Annotated in this window: 13 protein-coding genes; 10 read left to right on the top strand and 3 right to left on the bottom strand. The window is 73.3% G+C overall.

Going from position 1 to position 14,070, the window contains the following annotated elements; all coding sequences use genetic code 11:
- The first annotated feature begins 116 nt into the window (after nucleotides 1-116).
- Both OG524_RS33300 and OG524_RS33295 read left to right on the top strand, forming a co-directional pair.
- On the top strand, nucleotides 117-617 hold the full coding sequence (locus OG524_RS33300) for an NUDIX hydrolase (protein WP_405812246.1): 501 nt from the start codon (nucleotides 117-119) through the stop codon (nucleotides 615-617).
- A gap of 97 nt (nucleotides 618-714) precedes the next feature.
- Nucleotides 715-1,125, top strand: a complete 411-nt coding sequence (locus OG524_RS33295; protein WP_405386674.1) for a PLDc N-terminal domain-containing protein — start codon at nucleotides 715-717, stop codon at nucleotides 1,123-1,125.
- A 48-nt stretch (nucleotides 1,126-1,173) separates the two neighbouring features.
- On the opposite strand, the gene OG524_RS33290 is transcribed toward OG524_RS33295, so the two are convergent.
- Genes OG524_RS33290 through OG524_RS33280 form a run of 3 tightly spaced genes read right to left on the bottom strand, consistent with a single transcriptional unit; the run spans nucleotide 1,174 to nucleotide 4,149 of the window.
- Nucleotides 1,174-2,013 (bottom strand): ABC transporter ATP-binding protein, encoded by an 840-nt coding sequence (locus tag OG524_RS33290; RefSeq protein WP_405812245.1) that lies wholly within the window; start codon nucleotides 2,011-2,013, stop codon nucleotides 1,174-1,176.
- A gap of 7 nt (nucleotides 2,014-2,020) precedes the next feature.
- Nucleotides 2,021-3,070 carry a FecCD family ABC transporter permease gene (locus OG524_RS33285; protein WP_405386678.1) on the bottom strand — a complete coding sequence of 350 codons (1,050 nt, stop codon included), beginning with the start codon at nucleotides 3,068-3,070 and terminating at the stop codon, nucleotides 2,021-2,023.
- Nucleotides 3,067-4,149, bottom strand: a complete 1,083-nt coding sequence (locus OG524_RS33280) for a FecCD family ABC transporter permease (RefSeq protein ID WP_405386680.1) — start codon at nucleotides 4,147-4,149, stop codon at nucleotides 3,067-3,069. Before OG524_RS33280 ends, OG524_RS33285 begins: the two co-directional genes overlap by 4 nt.
- Before the next feature lie 168 nt (nucleotides 4,150-4,317).
- Here OG524_RS33280 and OG524_RS33275 point away from each other — a divergent pair, with 168 nt between their 5' ends.
- The 8 genes from OG524_RS33275 (at nucleotide 4,318) to OG524_RS33240 (ending at nucleotide 14,046) form a co-directional block, all read left to right on the top strand.
- Nucleotides 4,318-5,301 carry an ABC transporter substrate-binding protein gene (locus OG524_RS33275; RefSeq protein ID WP_405386682.1) on the top strand — a complete coding sequence of 328 codons (984 nt, stop codon included), beginning with the start codon at nucleotides 4,318-4,320 and terminating at the stop codon, nucleotides 5,299-5,301.
- A complete protein-coding gene (locus tag OG524_RS33270) occupies nucleotides 5,298-6,089 on the top strand; it encodes a 2,3-dihydro-2,3-dihydroxybenzoate dehydrogenase (RefSeq protein WP_405386683.1) in 792 nt (263 codons plus the stop codon). Before OG524_RS33275 ends, OG524_RS33270 begins: the two co-directional genes overlap by 4 nt.
- Nucleotides 6,090-6,167: 78 nt before the next feature.
- The gene (locus tag OG524_RS33265) at nucleotides 6,168-7,367 is read left to right on the top strand and encodes an isochorismate synthase (protein WP_405812244.1); all 1,200 of its coding nucleotides are present in this window, start codon (nucleotides 6,168-6,170) and stop codon (nucleotides 7,365-7,367) included.
- Complete coding sequence (locus OG524_RS33260) at nucleotides 7,364-9,034, top strand: (2,3-dihydroxybenzoyl)adenylate synthase (protein WP_405386687.1); 1,671 nt, start codon at nucleotides 7,364-7,366, stop codon at nucleotides 9,032-9,034. Before OG524_RS33265 ends, OG524_RS33260 begins: the two co-directional genes overlap by 4 nt.
- A 33-nt stretch (nucleotides 9,035-9,067) precedes the next feature.
- Nucleotides 9,068-9,700 (top strand): isochorismatase family protein, encoded by a 633-nt coding sequence (locus OG524_RS33255; protein WP_405386689.1) that lies wholly within the window; start codon nucleotides 9,068-9,070, stop codon nucleotides 9,698-9,700.
- A gap of 4 nt (nucleotides 9,701-9,704) precedes the next feature.
- On the top strand, nucleotides 9,705-9,932 hold the full coding sequence (locus OG524_RS33250; protein WP_405386690.1) for a phosphopantetheine-binding protein: 228 nt from the start codon (nucleotides 9,705-9,707) through the stop codon (nucleotides 9,930-9,932).
- On the top strand, nucleotides 9,929-13,864 hold the full coding sequence (locus tag OG524_RS33245; RefSeq protein WP_405812243.1) for an amino acid adenylation domain-containing protein: 3,936 nt from the start codon (nucleotides 9,929-9,931) through the stop codon (nucleotides 13,862-13,864). Before OG524_RS33250 ends, OG524_RS33245 begins: the two co-directional genes overlap by 4 nt.
- Entirely contained in the window at nucleotides 13,861-14,046 is a 186-nt protein-coding gene (locus OG524_RS33240) for an MbtH family NRPS accessory protein (RefSeq protein ID WP_405386693.1), read from the top strand. The genes OG524_RS33245 and OG524_RS33240 overlap by 4 nt, the downstream gene beginning before the upstream one ends.
- Nucleotides 14,047-14,070: the final 24 nt, after the last annotated feature.

The following is a 14,070-nucleotide window of genomic DNA, read 5'->3' as shown; positions in this document are numbered from 1 at the left end:
GAGTACGGGACGTACGGGGCCGAGGCCCAGGCGACGACGCCTGGAGATCACGGAGAATGGGGTGCGGCGCCCCGCCGGGCGCGGCACCCCTCCGGCACACACAGGGAGCAGAAGGCATGGCAGCGGACTCCGTGGACACCCCGACGCGCAACACTCTGCCGCCGAAGGCGCAGGCGGGTTTCGGGGTGGGGGTCGTCGTGCAGGACCGGGAGGGCAGGATCCTGCTCGGCAGGCACCGGGAGGGGACCTGGGAGCTGCCCGGCGGGAAGGTCGATCCGACGCACGAGTCGGTGGCCGCGGCCGCCGCGCGTGAGCTGCGCGAGGAGACCGGGCTGACCGTGACCGAGGAGGCCGTGACGGTCTTCGCGATGGTGCACGACGTGGTGGCCGGCATCAACCGGATCAGCATGGGCGCGCTGGTGACCGTGGAGTCGGGCACGGCCGAGGTGACGGAGCCGCATCTCATCAGCGCCTGGCACTGGACGGAACCCGACGCATTGCCGGGCCCCCTGTTCGATCCGTCGGCGCAGATCCTCGCCGTATGGCGCCCGGACCTCGGCATCGCACACCCGCCGGCCCATCATCTGCCGATCAGCCCCCGCACCCAGGGCTCGTAGGAACGTTCGATTCCGCTACGGATGCGGGGAGACGGGACCGGATGTACGAATAAGGGACGCACGAGTAAGGGACAATTCGCACGAACGGAGTAGACCCGTGGACGACTATCCGCTCCTCAACGTCTTCCTGACCATGATGTACCTGTTCCTCTGGGTGATGTGGTTCTTCCTGCTCTTCAAGGTGATCACGGACATCTTCCGGGACCACTCGATGGGCGGATGGGCCAAGGCCGGGTGGCTGGTCCTCGTCATCGTGCTGCCCTACATCGGCGTACTGATCTACCTGATCGCCCGCGGCCGGGGCATGAGCCGACGGGACGTCAAACAGGCCGAGGACCAGGAGGCGGCCTTCCGGCAGTACGTGAAGCAGGCGGCCGGGTCCGAGGGCGGTGGCAGTGACAAGGGCAGCAGCCATGTGGAGGATCTGGCGAAGCTCGCCGAGCTGAAGGACAAGGGTCATCTCGACCAGGCCGAGTACGAGAAGGCCAAGGCGAAGCTGCTCGTCTGACCGCGGCCTGCTCCCACGTGACGTGCCGCGCGCCTGCCGCGCGGCACGTCACGTCGTCGCGAGCCGGCGGCTCCTCGGCACCACGACCGGTGAGCCGTCACCGGGCGCGCGGAGGATGTCCGCGTCCACGGCGTAGAGCTCCTTCACCAGCACCCCGTCGACCGTGTCGGCGGGGACGCCCCGGGCGACGATCCGCCCGGCCTTCATCGCGACGAGGGTGTCGGCGTACCGGGCTGCGGCGGCGAGGTCGTGCTGGACCATGACGACGGTCCGTCCGGTGGCGGCGACCTCGCGGACGAGTTCCAGGACCTCCACCGCGTGGCCGAGGTCGAGGGCGCTGGTGGGTTCGTCGAGCAGGACGACGGGGGTGTCCTGGGCGAGGACCATGGCCAGCCAGCAGCGCTGGCGCTGGCCGCCGGACAGCCTGTCGAGGCGTTCGGCGGCCAGTTCCGTGGTGCCGGTGGCTTCGAGCGCCTCGCGGACGGCGTTCTCGTCCTCCCGCGACCACTGGCGCAGCAGCCCCTGCCGGGGGTGGCGGCCGTAGCGGACGAGTCCGGCGACGGTGACGGCCTCGGGGGCGCGTGGCGCCTGGGGCAGCAGGGCGACGCGTTGGGCGGCCCGGCGGCGGCCGAGCTCCCAGATGTCGGCTCCGGCGACGCGGACGGTGCCGGAGTCGGGCCGGTGCAGGCGTGCGACCGCGCGCAGCAGGGTCGACTTCCCGCAGCCGTTGGGGCCGACGATCGCGACGACCTGGCCTGCGGGAACGGTGAGGTCGATGTTCTCGACGACGGGGCGGCCGGGGTAGCCGGCTCGCAGTCCGCGGATGTCGAGGCCGGGGGCGTTCCCGTCGGCTGTGTCGGTCGCCCCGGCTTCGGTTGTCTCGGTCATGGATGTGTCACGCCTTTCCGGTGGCACGGTCCGTGCGGAGCAGGACCCAGAGCAGGAAGGGACCGCCGAGGACGCTGGTGACGACACCGACGGGCAGTTCGACGGGGGCGGCGACGCGTCCCAGGGCGTCGGCCGCGGCGATCAGGGCGGCCCCGGTCAGGGCGGATCCGGTGATCGGGACCCGGGTGGGTCCGGCCAGGCGCTGCGCGAGGATCGGCGCGGCGAGGGCGACGAAGGCGATGGGGCCGCCGACGCCGACGGCCGTGCCCGCGAGGGCGACGGCGAGGGCGAGCGCACCCGCGCGCAGGCGTCGGAGGCCGACGCCGAGGGAGGAGGCCACATCGTCGTCGAAGCGCAGCAGTTGCAGCTGGTGGCCGACGGCGAGGGCGAGGGGGACGAGGATCAGCAGGACGAGCGCCAGTGGCGTACCGACGCCCCAGTCGCGTCCGTTGAGGCTGCCGACGGCCCAGAGGAACACGCCGCCCGCGGTGTTGTCGTTCTCGCGCGACATGATGAGGTCGCTCACCGCGCCGATGAACGTGGAGACGCCGATGCCCGTGACGAGGAGCCGGTAGCCGGCTCCGCCCGCGCCGCCCGCGCACAGGACGACGACGACGGCGGCGACGACGGCACCGATCGGGCCGAGCCACCAGGCGCCGACCATGCCGGTGGTGGAGCCCGCCGCGGCGGCGACGACGGCTGCCGTGGCGCCGTCGTTGACCCCGACCAGGTCGGGCGTGGCAAGGCGGTTGCCGGCGAGGGTCTGGGTGAGACAGCCGGCGATGCCGAGGGCTGCGCCGACCATGAGGCCGGTGAAGACGCGCGGCAGCCGGAAGTCCCGGACGATCATGACGGTGCCGGGGTCCCCGGTCCCGAGGAGCCCCGAGACGGTCTGCGACAGGCTCATTCCGGTCGAACTGGCCGTCACGGCGAGGGTGACGAGGAGGGCGAGGAGCGGGACGAGCAGGGCGGCGGCGAGTGCGCTGCGGCGCGGGAGCAGCCAGGACAGCGTCCGGGTGCGCAGCACCGTGCTGTCGGGCGGTGTCACGTCGCTCATGCCGCCGCTCCCGCGGTGGACAGACGGGAGGAGCGGGCGATCCACACGAGCAGCGGTCCGCCGACGAAGGCCAGGAGCACGCTGACGGGCGTTTCCCAGGGCCGGATGACGATCCGCGCGAGGATGTCGGCGAGGAGCATGATGTCGGCCGCGACGAGGGCGGACAGGGCGAGTTGGGCGGTCATGCGCGCGCCGGTGAGGGCCCGCGCGGCGTAGGGGGCGAGGAGCCCCAGGAAGGCGATGGGGCCGGCCACGGCGACCGCGCATCCGGCGAGCAGCGCGACGGCTCCCGCGACGACAAGGCGGATCCTGCCCGGGTGGTGGCCGAGCGAGCGGGCGCCGTCGTCGCCGAGGCCGAGCGCCGACAGCGGCCGGGCGCAGCCGAGCGCGGTGAGCAGGCCGAGGGCGACGAGCGGCAGGAGGGGCAGCAGGTCGGAGGTCTCGACGCCGGCGAGCGAGCCGATCGTCCAGTAGCGGTAGGTGTCGAAGGTCGATTGCGTGCCGAGCAGGACGTACGAGGTGCAGCCGTGGAAGGTGGCGCCCAGCGCGGACCCGGCCAGGACGAGGCGCAGGGGTGAGGCCCCCGTGCGGCCGGATCCGGCGAACAGGAGGACGACGGCGCTCGCGCCTGTGCCGCCGACGAGCGCCCACACCAGGAGCGCGCCCGGGGAGTCGGCGCCGAAGAAGGTGAGCCCGAGGACGACGGCGAAGGCCGCACCGGAGTTGACCCCGAGCAGCCCGGTCTCGGCGAGCGGGTTGCGGGTGGCGGCCTGCAGGAGGCAGCCGGCCACGCCGAGGCAGGTGCCGACGAGGAGGGCGGCGAGGGTGCGCGGCAGGCGTACGTCCAGCACGGCGAGGCGGATCCGGGCGTCCGCACGGGCGGCGGTGTCGCCGGTGAGGAAGTCCCAGGCGCGGCCGGGGGAGCTGGATCCGGTGCCGATGACGAGGGAGAGCAGCACGAGTGCCGACAGGAGGAGTACGAGTCCGGCGGCCCAACGGACGGTGTGCGCGGGTGGTGGCGGGCTTTCACGGTGGCGGGATCCGGCTGTTCTCGGCCGACCCCCTTGCGCTATTGACATAAGGTTAGCCTAACCTAATCAGGCCGGACCGGTTTCCGGAGGCGTCCGAGGCACCGCCATGCCCGAAAGGGGCGTCAAGTGTGCTGCCCGGCCCCGCTTCGGAGCTTCCCGGCCGGGCCTCGTCCCGAACCGCTCACCCACACCGACCCCGTACGGAGATTCCAGGCCATGGCGCCGAACTCGCCCCGCCCCTCCCGCAGTCACGCCCGCCCCGTCGCTGCGGCGTCCCTGCTCACCCTCTGCGCGCTCACGCTGAGCGCCTGCGGATCCTCCGAGCCGGGGGCCGCGGCCGGCGGACCGGGAGGGGCGAGCACCACGCGGATCACCGATGCGACCGGGACGGAGGTGGAGGTCCCCGCCTCTCCGGAACGCGTGCTCGCCCTCAGCGAGATGGACCTGGACTCCTCGCTCGCCCTGGGGGTCGTGCCGGTGGGGCTCACCGCGGGGCGCGGGCAGCAGGGCGCCCCCGCCTACCTCGCCGGTCAGGCCGAGGGCATCCCCGTGGTGGGTGCGGTCACCGGCCCGGACATCGAGAAGGTCGTCCAGGCCGATCCTGACGTGATCCTGGCCGGGCAGATGGCCGACGAGCAGGTGCTCGCACAGCTCAGGAAGATCGCTCCCACCGTCGTGACGATCGACGGCAGCAAGGACTGGAAGAAGTCCCTGGAGCTCACTGGCAGGACCCTCGGCCGGAGCAACGAGGCGGACGCCTTCCTGGCCGACTACGACACCAGGGCCGCCGCCCTCACGTCCGATCTCGGCACCCTGGCCGGTACGAGCGTGTCCGTCGCCCGCTACTCGGCCAAGGGCACCGCGGTCATGCAGCAGGGCGTGTTCATCAGCGACGTACTGAAGGACCTCGGCTTCACCCGTCCCGGAATCCAGAACGACAAGGGCGAGGGACACTCGACGCCGCTCAGCGACGAGAGCCTGGACGAGATCGACGGCGACTGGCTCTTCATCGGCACCCTGGACGCGGGAACGGACGCGGACCTCCTCGCCGGACTGGCGAAGAAGCCGGCCTACCAGCAGCTGGGCGCCGTGCGCGAAGGGCACACGACCGTGATCGACGGCTCCATGTGGACCAGCCTCGGCGGTGCGCAGGCGGCGGTCTCGGTGCTCGACGACATACGCAAGGCCATGGTCAAGTGAGCGGCGACCAGGAGCTCGCCGGCCGGACCGCACTCGTCACGGGGGCCGGCCGGGGCATCGGCGAAGCGGTGGTGCACGCGCTCGCCGGGCGCGGCGCACGGGTACTGGCGACCGACGTGGCGCCCGAGGGCGTCGCCGCCGCCATGGCGGGGAGGTACGACGGCCGGGTGACCGCACGCGGCCTCGACGTGACCGACGCCGAAGCGGTCGAGGAGCTCGTCGCCGAGGCCGAGGCCACGATCGGGCCGCTCGACATCGCGGTCAACGTGGCCGGAATCCTTCGCAGTTCGTCGGTCGCGGAGCAGAGCGACGAGGACTGGGCGGCGACCTTCGCCGTCAACACCCACGGGGTCTTCCACGTGTCACGGGCCGTCTCCCGCCGGATGGCCGGCCGGGGCCGCGGCAGCATCGTCACCGTCGCCTCCAACGCGGCGGGCATCCCCCGCACCGGGATGGCTGCGTACGCCTCCTCGAAGGCCGCGGCCGTCATGTTCACCAAGTGCCTCGGCCTGGAGGTGGCGTCCCGGGGCGTCCGGTGCAACACCGTCTCCCCCGGGTCGACCCTCACCGACATGCAGCGCGGCATGTGGCCCGAGGGGGACGAGGAGGCCGCGGTGCGGCGCGTCGTGGACGGGGACCTGGCGGGCTACCGGACCGGCATCCCGCTCGGCCGGATCGCGGATCCCTCCGACACGGCGGACGCCGTCGCCTTCCTGGTGTCCGACCGCGCCAGGCACATCACCATGCACGACCTGTACGTCGACGGCGGCGCCACGCTGCGCGCCTGAACGAGCCGTGCGAGCTCCGTCCCACACCACCTCAGGCGCCTTCCTGCCGCAGTTCGAGCCCACCCACTGGAGACGACCATGTCTGCCTCCCTGCGCGTCCCGACCGCTCCCCCGCCGCTCCACTCCCCCGGCGCGGCGACCACCCTGCTGGAGGCCTACCGGCCCGGCTCGGACCGGTTCCTCGCCACCCCCCGCACCACCCTGCTCGGCAGCGGAACCGCAGCCGAAGTACCGCACGACGCACGTCCGTTGTCCCTGCGGGTGCGCGAGGTCCTCGATGCCCGGCGGCGCGCGGGCGACCCCGCGCCCGTCGTCATCGGCGCCCTGCCCTTCGCACCGGACGGCGTTCCCGCACTGGCCGTTCCGCGATCGGTGCGCCGGGCTCCCGCGCTGCGCGAGGACCCGCTCGTCGCGCTGCGCGCCCCGGAGCCGGAGCACGCCGCCGACTGGCGGATCCGCGAGGTACCGGCCGCCGGGCGCTACCGCGAGGCGGTGGCCGCGGCGGTGGAGCGCATGCGGGCCGGGGAGTTCGACAAGGTCGTCCTCGCCCGCACGCTGGAGCTCACCTCTCCGCACGAGCTGGACCTGCCCGCCATGCTGAGCCGGCTGGCCCGGCGCGACCCGAGGGGCTACACCTTCGCCGTCCCCAGCGGACCGGGGCGCACCCTGATCGGCGCCAGCCCCGAACTCCTCGTCGCCCGGCGGGGCGCGCGGCTCGTCGCCAATCCGCTGGCCGGGTCCGCGCAGCGCAGCGACGACCTGGCCGAGGACGTCCGGCGGGCGGCCGCATTGCTCGAATCGCCGAAGGACCTGCACGAGCACGCCGTCGTCGTCGACGCCGTGCGGGAGGCCCTCGCGCCGTACTGCACACGCCTCGACGTTCCCGAACGGCCCACGCTCGTACGGACCGCGGCGATGTGGCACCTGTCGACGACCCTGGCCGGGGAGATCGCCGATCCCCGGACCTCCGCGCTGGATCTGGCTTCCGCCCTCCATCCCACTCCGGCGGTGTGCAGTACCCCGACCGACACCGCGCGCGCCGTCATCGCCGCGTCGGAGCCCTTCGACCGCGGCGCGTACACGGGCATGCTCGGCTGGCAGGACGCCGAGGGCGACGGCGAGTGGGTCGTGACGATCCGCTGCGCCGAGGCGGAGGGCCGCACGCTGCGGCTGTTCGCGGGCGCCGGTGTGGTGGCGGCCTCCTCGCCCGCCGCCGAGACCGCGGAGACCGCCGCCAAGTTCCGGACGTTCCTGAGCGCCGTGGGAGCGGCACTGTGACGATCTCCTCCGGGCCGGACGCGCCCACCTGGCCCGCCGGGTTCGCCGACCGCTACCGTGCGGCCGGGTACTGGCGGGGGGAGACGTTCGGCGGGGTGCTCGGTGAGCGGGCCGCGGCCCACCCCGACCGCGTAGCCGTCGTGGACCCGTCCCCCGTGCGCCGGGTGTGGACGTACCGGGACCTGGACGAGCGCTCGGCCCGGCTGGCGGCCGGTTTCGCCGCGCGCGGCATATCCCGGGGCGACCGGGTGGTCCTGCAGCTTCCCAATGTCGGGGAGTTCGTCGAGGTCGCCTTCGCGCTGTTCCGGCTCGGCGCGCTGCCCGTGTACGCGCTGCCCGCGCACCGCGAGACGGAGATCGGCTACTTCTGTGCGTTCACCGGGGCCGTGGCCTACGTGATCCCCGATGTGCACGCCGGGTTCGACCACCGGGTCCTCGCGTCGAGGATCAGGGAGCGTACACCGGGGCTGCGGCACGTCTTCGTCGTCGGGGAGCCCGGCGAGCACACGGCACTCTCGGAGGTGCCCCTGCCCCGCGCACCGGCGGAGCTGCCCGGAGGACCCGCGCCGCACGACCTCGCGTTCCTCCAGCTGTCGGGCGGTACGACGGGGGTGCCGAAGCTCATCCCCCGTACGCACGACGACTACATCTACTCGCTGCGCGGGTCCAACGAGATCTGCGGGGTCGACGGCGGCACCCGCTACCTCGTCGTGCTCCCGGCAGCGCACAACTTCCCCATGAGTTCCCCCGGCTGGCTGGGGGCGCTGTACGCCGGCGGGACCGTCGTGCTGTGCCCGCGCCCCGACCCGGCGACGGCCTTCGCCCTCGTGGAGAGCGAACGCGCCACCATGACGGGTCTGGTGCCGCCTCTCGCCCTGCTGTGGACCGAGGCCGCCGCGCACGCCACGGAGGACCTGTCCAGCCTGGAGCTGGTCCTCGTCGGCGGTGCGAAGTACAGCGAGGAGGCGGCCCGCCGTCTGGAACCAGCTCTGGGCTGCCGGCTCATGCAGGTGTTCGGCATGGCCGAAGGGCTCGTCAACTACACGCGCCTGGACGACGACCACGAGACGGTCGTCACCACGCAGGGCCTGCCGATCTCCCCGGACGACGAGATCCTGATCGTCGACGACGCCGGCGAGGAGGTCCCGGACGGCGGCTACGGGCATCTGCTGACCCGTGGGCCGTACACGATCCGCGGGTACTGGCGCGCCCCCGAACACAACGCGACGGCCTTCACCGAGGACGGCTTCTACCGGACCGGGGACATCGTCCGCCGTACCCCGGGCGGGCATCTCGTCGTCGAGGGGCGGGCCAAGGACCAGATCAACCGGGGCGGCGAGAAGGTCGCGCCGGAGGAGATCGAGAACATCATCCTCGCCCACCCGTCCGTGCACGACGTGTCCGTCGTGGGGGTGGCCGACGCCTACCTGGGCGAACGTTCCCTCGCCTACGTGATCCTGCGCGCCGGCGCCGAGCCGCTCAGGCCGGCCGCCGTCAAACGTCTCGTACGTGAGCGCGGTGTCGCCGCCTACAAGATCCCCGACCTCGTCGAGTTCGTCGACGCCTTCCCGCAGACCGGGATCGGCAAGGTCAGCAAGAAGGGGCTGCGCTCCGACGCGGTCCCTTCCTCCTCGGCCCCCGGCCGAGCCGTCCCGCATCAGCGCTGAGTCCGCCCCGAGCGGCACCGAAAGGTTCCACCCATGGCACTTCCCGCCATCACCCCCTACGCACTGCCGACCGGAGCCGAACTGCCCGCCAGCCGCGTCCCCTGGACCGTGGATCCCGCGCGCGCCGTGCTCCTCGTCCACGACCTGCAGAATCACTTCCTGGACGCGTTCCCGGCCGGTGAGCAGCCGCTGACGGGAATGCTGGAGAACACCGCCCGTCTCGTCGAGGAGTACCGCCGCCTCGGTGTCCCGGTCGTCTACTCGGTGCAACGCGGCGGCCAGACGGCCGAGCAACGCGGGCTCCAGCTCGACTTCTGGGGGCCGGGCGCGGCCGACGATCCGGTGGCGCTGGCGCTGCCGGAGGCCGTGGCGCCCGCGGCCGGGGACACCGTCCTGACCAAGTGGAAGTACAGCGCGTTCGTACGCACCGGCCTGGAGGACCTGGTGCGTGACGCGGGCCGCGACCAACTGGTGATCACCGGTGTGTACGCGCACATCGGGGTGCTCATGAGCGCCTGCGACGCGTGGATGCGGGACATCCAGGCGTTCGTCGTGGCCGACGCCGTCGCCGACTTCTCGCGCGAGGACCATGACATGGCTCTGCGCTGGGCCGCCGGCCGCTGCGCGGTGGTCACCACGACCGACGCGCTTCTCGAGGAGATCTGAACCGATGACGCTCACCCTGGACCGGATCCGCAGCGATGTCGCCGACGCACTCGGCGAGGACCCCGCGGACATCCCCCTCGACGAGAACCTCCTGGACCACGGGCTCGACTCGGTCCGCATCATGGCCCTGCTCGGGCGCTGGCGCCGGGACCACGATGTCCGGGCGGACTTCGCGGACCTCGCCGAGCAGCCGTCCATCGAGGCCTGGTCACCGCTGCTGGGGGTGTCATGACCACCCTGCTCACCGACTCCGCCGGCACCGATTCCGCCGGCTCCGGCGAGCCGGACACCGTACTGCCGCTGACCGCCGCCCAGTCGGGCATGTGGTACGCGCAGTCCCTCGATCCACTGAGCCCGGCGCAGAACACCGCGGAATGCCTGGAGATCGACGGGCCGCTCGACCCCGGGCTGTTCGCCGCGGCCCTGCGCCGCGTCGCCGAGGAGACGGACGCGCTGCGGGTGCGTGTCGAGGACTCCGCCGACGGCCCGCGCCAGCACCTCGCCCCCGTGGTCGTGCTGCCGCTGACCACGCACGACCTGCGGGACGCCCCGGACCCCGACCGGCAGGCGGACCGGTGGATGCGCGCCGACCTGTCCGAGCCCTTCGACCTCACGGCCGGTCCGCTGTTCCGGCACGCCCTGTTCCGGGTCGGCGAGGAGCGGTGGCTGTGGTACCAGCGCATCCACCACCTCGTCATGGACGGCTTCGGCTACTCGCTCCTCGTACGGCGCACCGCGGAGGTCTACTCGGCGCTGGCCGGGGGCTCGGAACCGGGTCCGCGGGTCTTCGGGGCGCTCGCCGAACTGGTCGCCGAGGATGCCGCGTACCGTTCGTCGGCCGCCTTCGAGGCCGACCGGGCGCACTGGGGCGAGGCGTTCGGCGACCGTCCGGAGGTGCCGAGGCTGGCCGGCCGGGGCGCGCTCCCCTCGCGTACGTTCCACCGTCGGACGGCGCATCTGGAACGGGATGCCACCCAGGGGGTGCGTGAGCTCGCCGACCGGCTCCGCGCGACCTGGCCGGACGTCCTGATCGCCGCCCAGGCCCTGTACACCTCCCGTGCGACCGGACACGCCGAGGTGGTGCTCGGCCTGCCCATGATGGGGCGGCTGGGGTCGGTCTCGCTGCGGGTGCCCGGCATGGTGATGAACGTGCTGCCGCTGCGGCTGGCCGTCTCCCCCGAAGCGACCTTCGCCGAGCTGGTCCGGCAGGTCGTGCTCGGGGTGCGTGAGGTCCGCCGCCACCAGCGCTACCGCTACGAGGACATCCGGCGCGACCTGCGGCTGCTCGGCGAGAACCGGGGCCTGGTCGGCCCGTTGGTCAACGTCATGCCCTTCGACTACGCCGTCGACTTCGCGGGCGCGTCGGCCCGGGCCCGCAATCTGTCCGCCGGTCCGGTCGACGACCTGACGGTGAACATCTACGACCGGGCCGACGGCCACGGTCTGCGCATCGACCACGACGGCAACCCTGCGTTGTACGACGAGGCCGGACTCGCCGCCCACCAGGAGCGGTTCCTGGGTCTCGTGGAGCGGCTGGTGCGGACCGACCCGCACCTGCCGACGGCCGTGCACGGCGTCGCGACGCCGGACGAGCACACCCTGGTCGTCGACACGTTCAACGCCACCGACCGCGCCCTGCCGCCGACGACGCTCATCGGCCCGATCGAGTCGCGTGCCGCGCGGACCCCAGGTGCCACGGCCCTGGTGCACGGGGAGACGTCGCTCACCTACGAGGAGCTGAACACCCGGGCCAACCGGCTGGCACGGCATCTGCGGACCCTGGGGGCCCGGCCGGGCACGGTGGTCGCGGTGTCGGTGCCGCGTTCGGCGGACCTCGTGGTGTCGCTGCTCGCGGTGCTGAAGTCGGGGGCGGCGTATCTGCCCCTGGATCCGGACTACCCGGCGCGGCGGGTCGCGTACATGCTGCGGGACGCGAAGCCGGTGTGCGCCGTGACGGACCGGGCCGGCCGGCTCCCGGAGGACGCGGGCACGCCGCTCGTCGTGCTGGACGGGCTGGACGTGTCGGGCTACCTGTGGGTGAACCCCGCACGCCCGCTCACCCCGGCGCATCCGGCGTACGTCATGTACACCTCCGGTTCGACGGGCCGCCCCAAGGGGGTCGTCGTGTCGCACGGGGCGATCGACAACCGGCTGCGCTGGATGCAGGGCGCGTACGGACTGACCGCCGACGACCGGGTGCTGCAGAAGACGCCCTCCTCGTTCGACGTGTCCGTGTGGGAGTTCTTCTGGCCGCTGCGGCAGGGCGCGACGCTCGTCGTCGCCGCCCCCGGCGGTCACAAGGACCCGGCGTACCTGGCCCGGCTGATCGAGGAACAGGCCGTCACCACCTGCCACTTCGTGCCGTCGATGCTCCAGGTCTTCCTCGCCGAGGCGGACCCCGGGGCGTGCGGCACCCTGCGTCGCGTCTTCTGCAGCGGCGAGGCGCTGCCCCGCGAGACCGCGTCCGGCTTCGCCCGCGCGCTGCCCGAGGTGGAACTGCACAATCTGTACGGGCCGACGGAGGCGGCGGTCGACGTGACGTACCACGCGTGCGCGGCGGACGGCACCGGACCGGTGCCGATCGGCAGGCCCGTGTGGAACACCCGGCTGTACGTGCTGGACGCGGCTCTGCGGCCCTGCCCGCCGGGTGTTCCCGGAGAGTTGTTCCTGGCGGGCCGTCAGCTCGCCGACGGCTATCTCGGCCGCCCTGAGCTGAACGCGTCGCGTTTCGTCGCCGACCCCTTCGGGCCGCCCGGCGGCCGCATCTACCGCACGGGGGACCTGGCCCGCTGGACGCGGCAGGGCGAGGTCGAGTACCTCGGACGCACCGACCACCAGGTCAAGTTGCGGGGGCAGCGCATCGAGCTCGGCGAGATCGAGTCGGCGCTGGCCGCACTCGACGGGGTGGACGCGGCGTGCGCCCTGGTGCGGGAGGACCGGCCGGGCGAGCAGCTGCTCGTCGGATATGTGACGGGCGGGGCCGACCCGGTGGCCGTACGCGCCTCGCTGGCACGGGAGTTGCCTGAGCACATGGTGCCGGCGGCCGTGATGGTGCTGGACGCGTTCCCGCTGAGTCCCAACGGGAAGCTGGACCGCCGTGAGCTGCCTGCTCCGGTCTTCACGGGCGGCGGGAGCGCGCGGCGGCCCTCGGGTCCGCGGGAGGAGACCCTGACGCGGTTGTTCGCGCAGGTGCTCGGAGTGGACCGGGTGGGTCCGGATGACGCGTTCTTCGATCTGGGCGGCACCTCGTTGCTCGCGGTCCGGCTGGTCGGCCGGGTGCGGGAGGAGTTCGGCACCGGGCTGACCGTCGGCTCCCTGTTCGAGGCGGCCACCCCGGCGGCGCTGGCCGCCCGGCTCGGCACCGGGTCGGCGGCCTCCGAGGACGCCCTGGACGTCGTGCTGCGGCTGCGCGGCGGGAGTGGCCGGCCCGCCCTGTTCGCCATTCATCCGGCCGGCGGGATCGCCTGGTGCTACGCGGGCCTCGCGGCCCGGCTGGGCCCGGGGCAGCCGCTGTACGGCATCCAGGCCCGCGGCCTGGTCCGCGACGAACCCCTGCCGCGCACGCTGCGGGAGGAGGCCGCCGACTACGTCCGGCAGATCCGCGCGGCGCGGCCGGACGGCCCGTACCGGCTGCTGGGCTGGTCGGTCGGCGGGGTCCTCGCCCATGCGGTGGCCGCCGAGCTGCAGGCGGCCGGGGAGGAGGTCGAACTCCTCGCGCTGCTCGACGCGTTCCCGGCCGAGCAGTGGCGTGGGAGGCCCGCTCCCGAGGAGGGTGACGCGCTCACGGCGGTGCTGCGCATGGCGGGCTTCGAGCGCACCGGCGAGCGCACCCGGGCCGACGTGGTGGCGACACTGCGCCGGGCGGGCAGTCCGCTCGCCGGCCTCGGCGACCCGACCCTGTCGAGAATCGTCGACATCGTGCCCAACCACGCCCGCATGATGCGCGAGCACGAGCACCGCGTCTACGACGGCGACCTGCTGTTCTTCACCGCCGCCGCGCCACGGGCGGAGGACTGGCTGACCCGTGAGGCGTGGCGTCCGCACGTGACCGGGCGCATCGTCAACCACGACCTCGACTGCACGCACCCGCAGTTGATGCAGGACCGGTACCTCGACGACATCGCGGCCGTCCTGGCGGCCCGGCTGAGGGAACTCGACGCATGAACCCTGTCGGTGGCCCGTTCGATCCCGGGCAGGAGGGCGCGGACACCCGTCTGGTGCTGGAGAACGCCCGGCGGCAGTTGTCCCCGTGGCCGCTGTGGCGGGAGGTGCCGCCCGGCTGGTCCACCCGCTTCGGCCCGGCTCCGCACAGCGCGTGCGTACGGGAGCTGGAGGTGGGCCGGTAGCGGCCGGCGGGGCCACGGCTACGG

Origin of the sequence: Streptomyces sp. NBC_01520, assembly GCF_045040375.1 — a bacterium.
In the GTDB taxonomy this organism is placed as follows: Bacteria; Actinomycetota; Actinomycetes; order Streptomycetales; family Streptomycetaceae; genus Streptomyces.
Note: the sequence above shows the minus strand (reverse complement) of the source record. Positions and strands in the feature narration are given on the sequence as shown.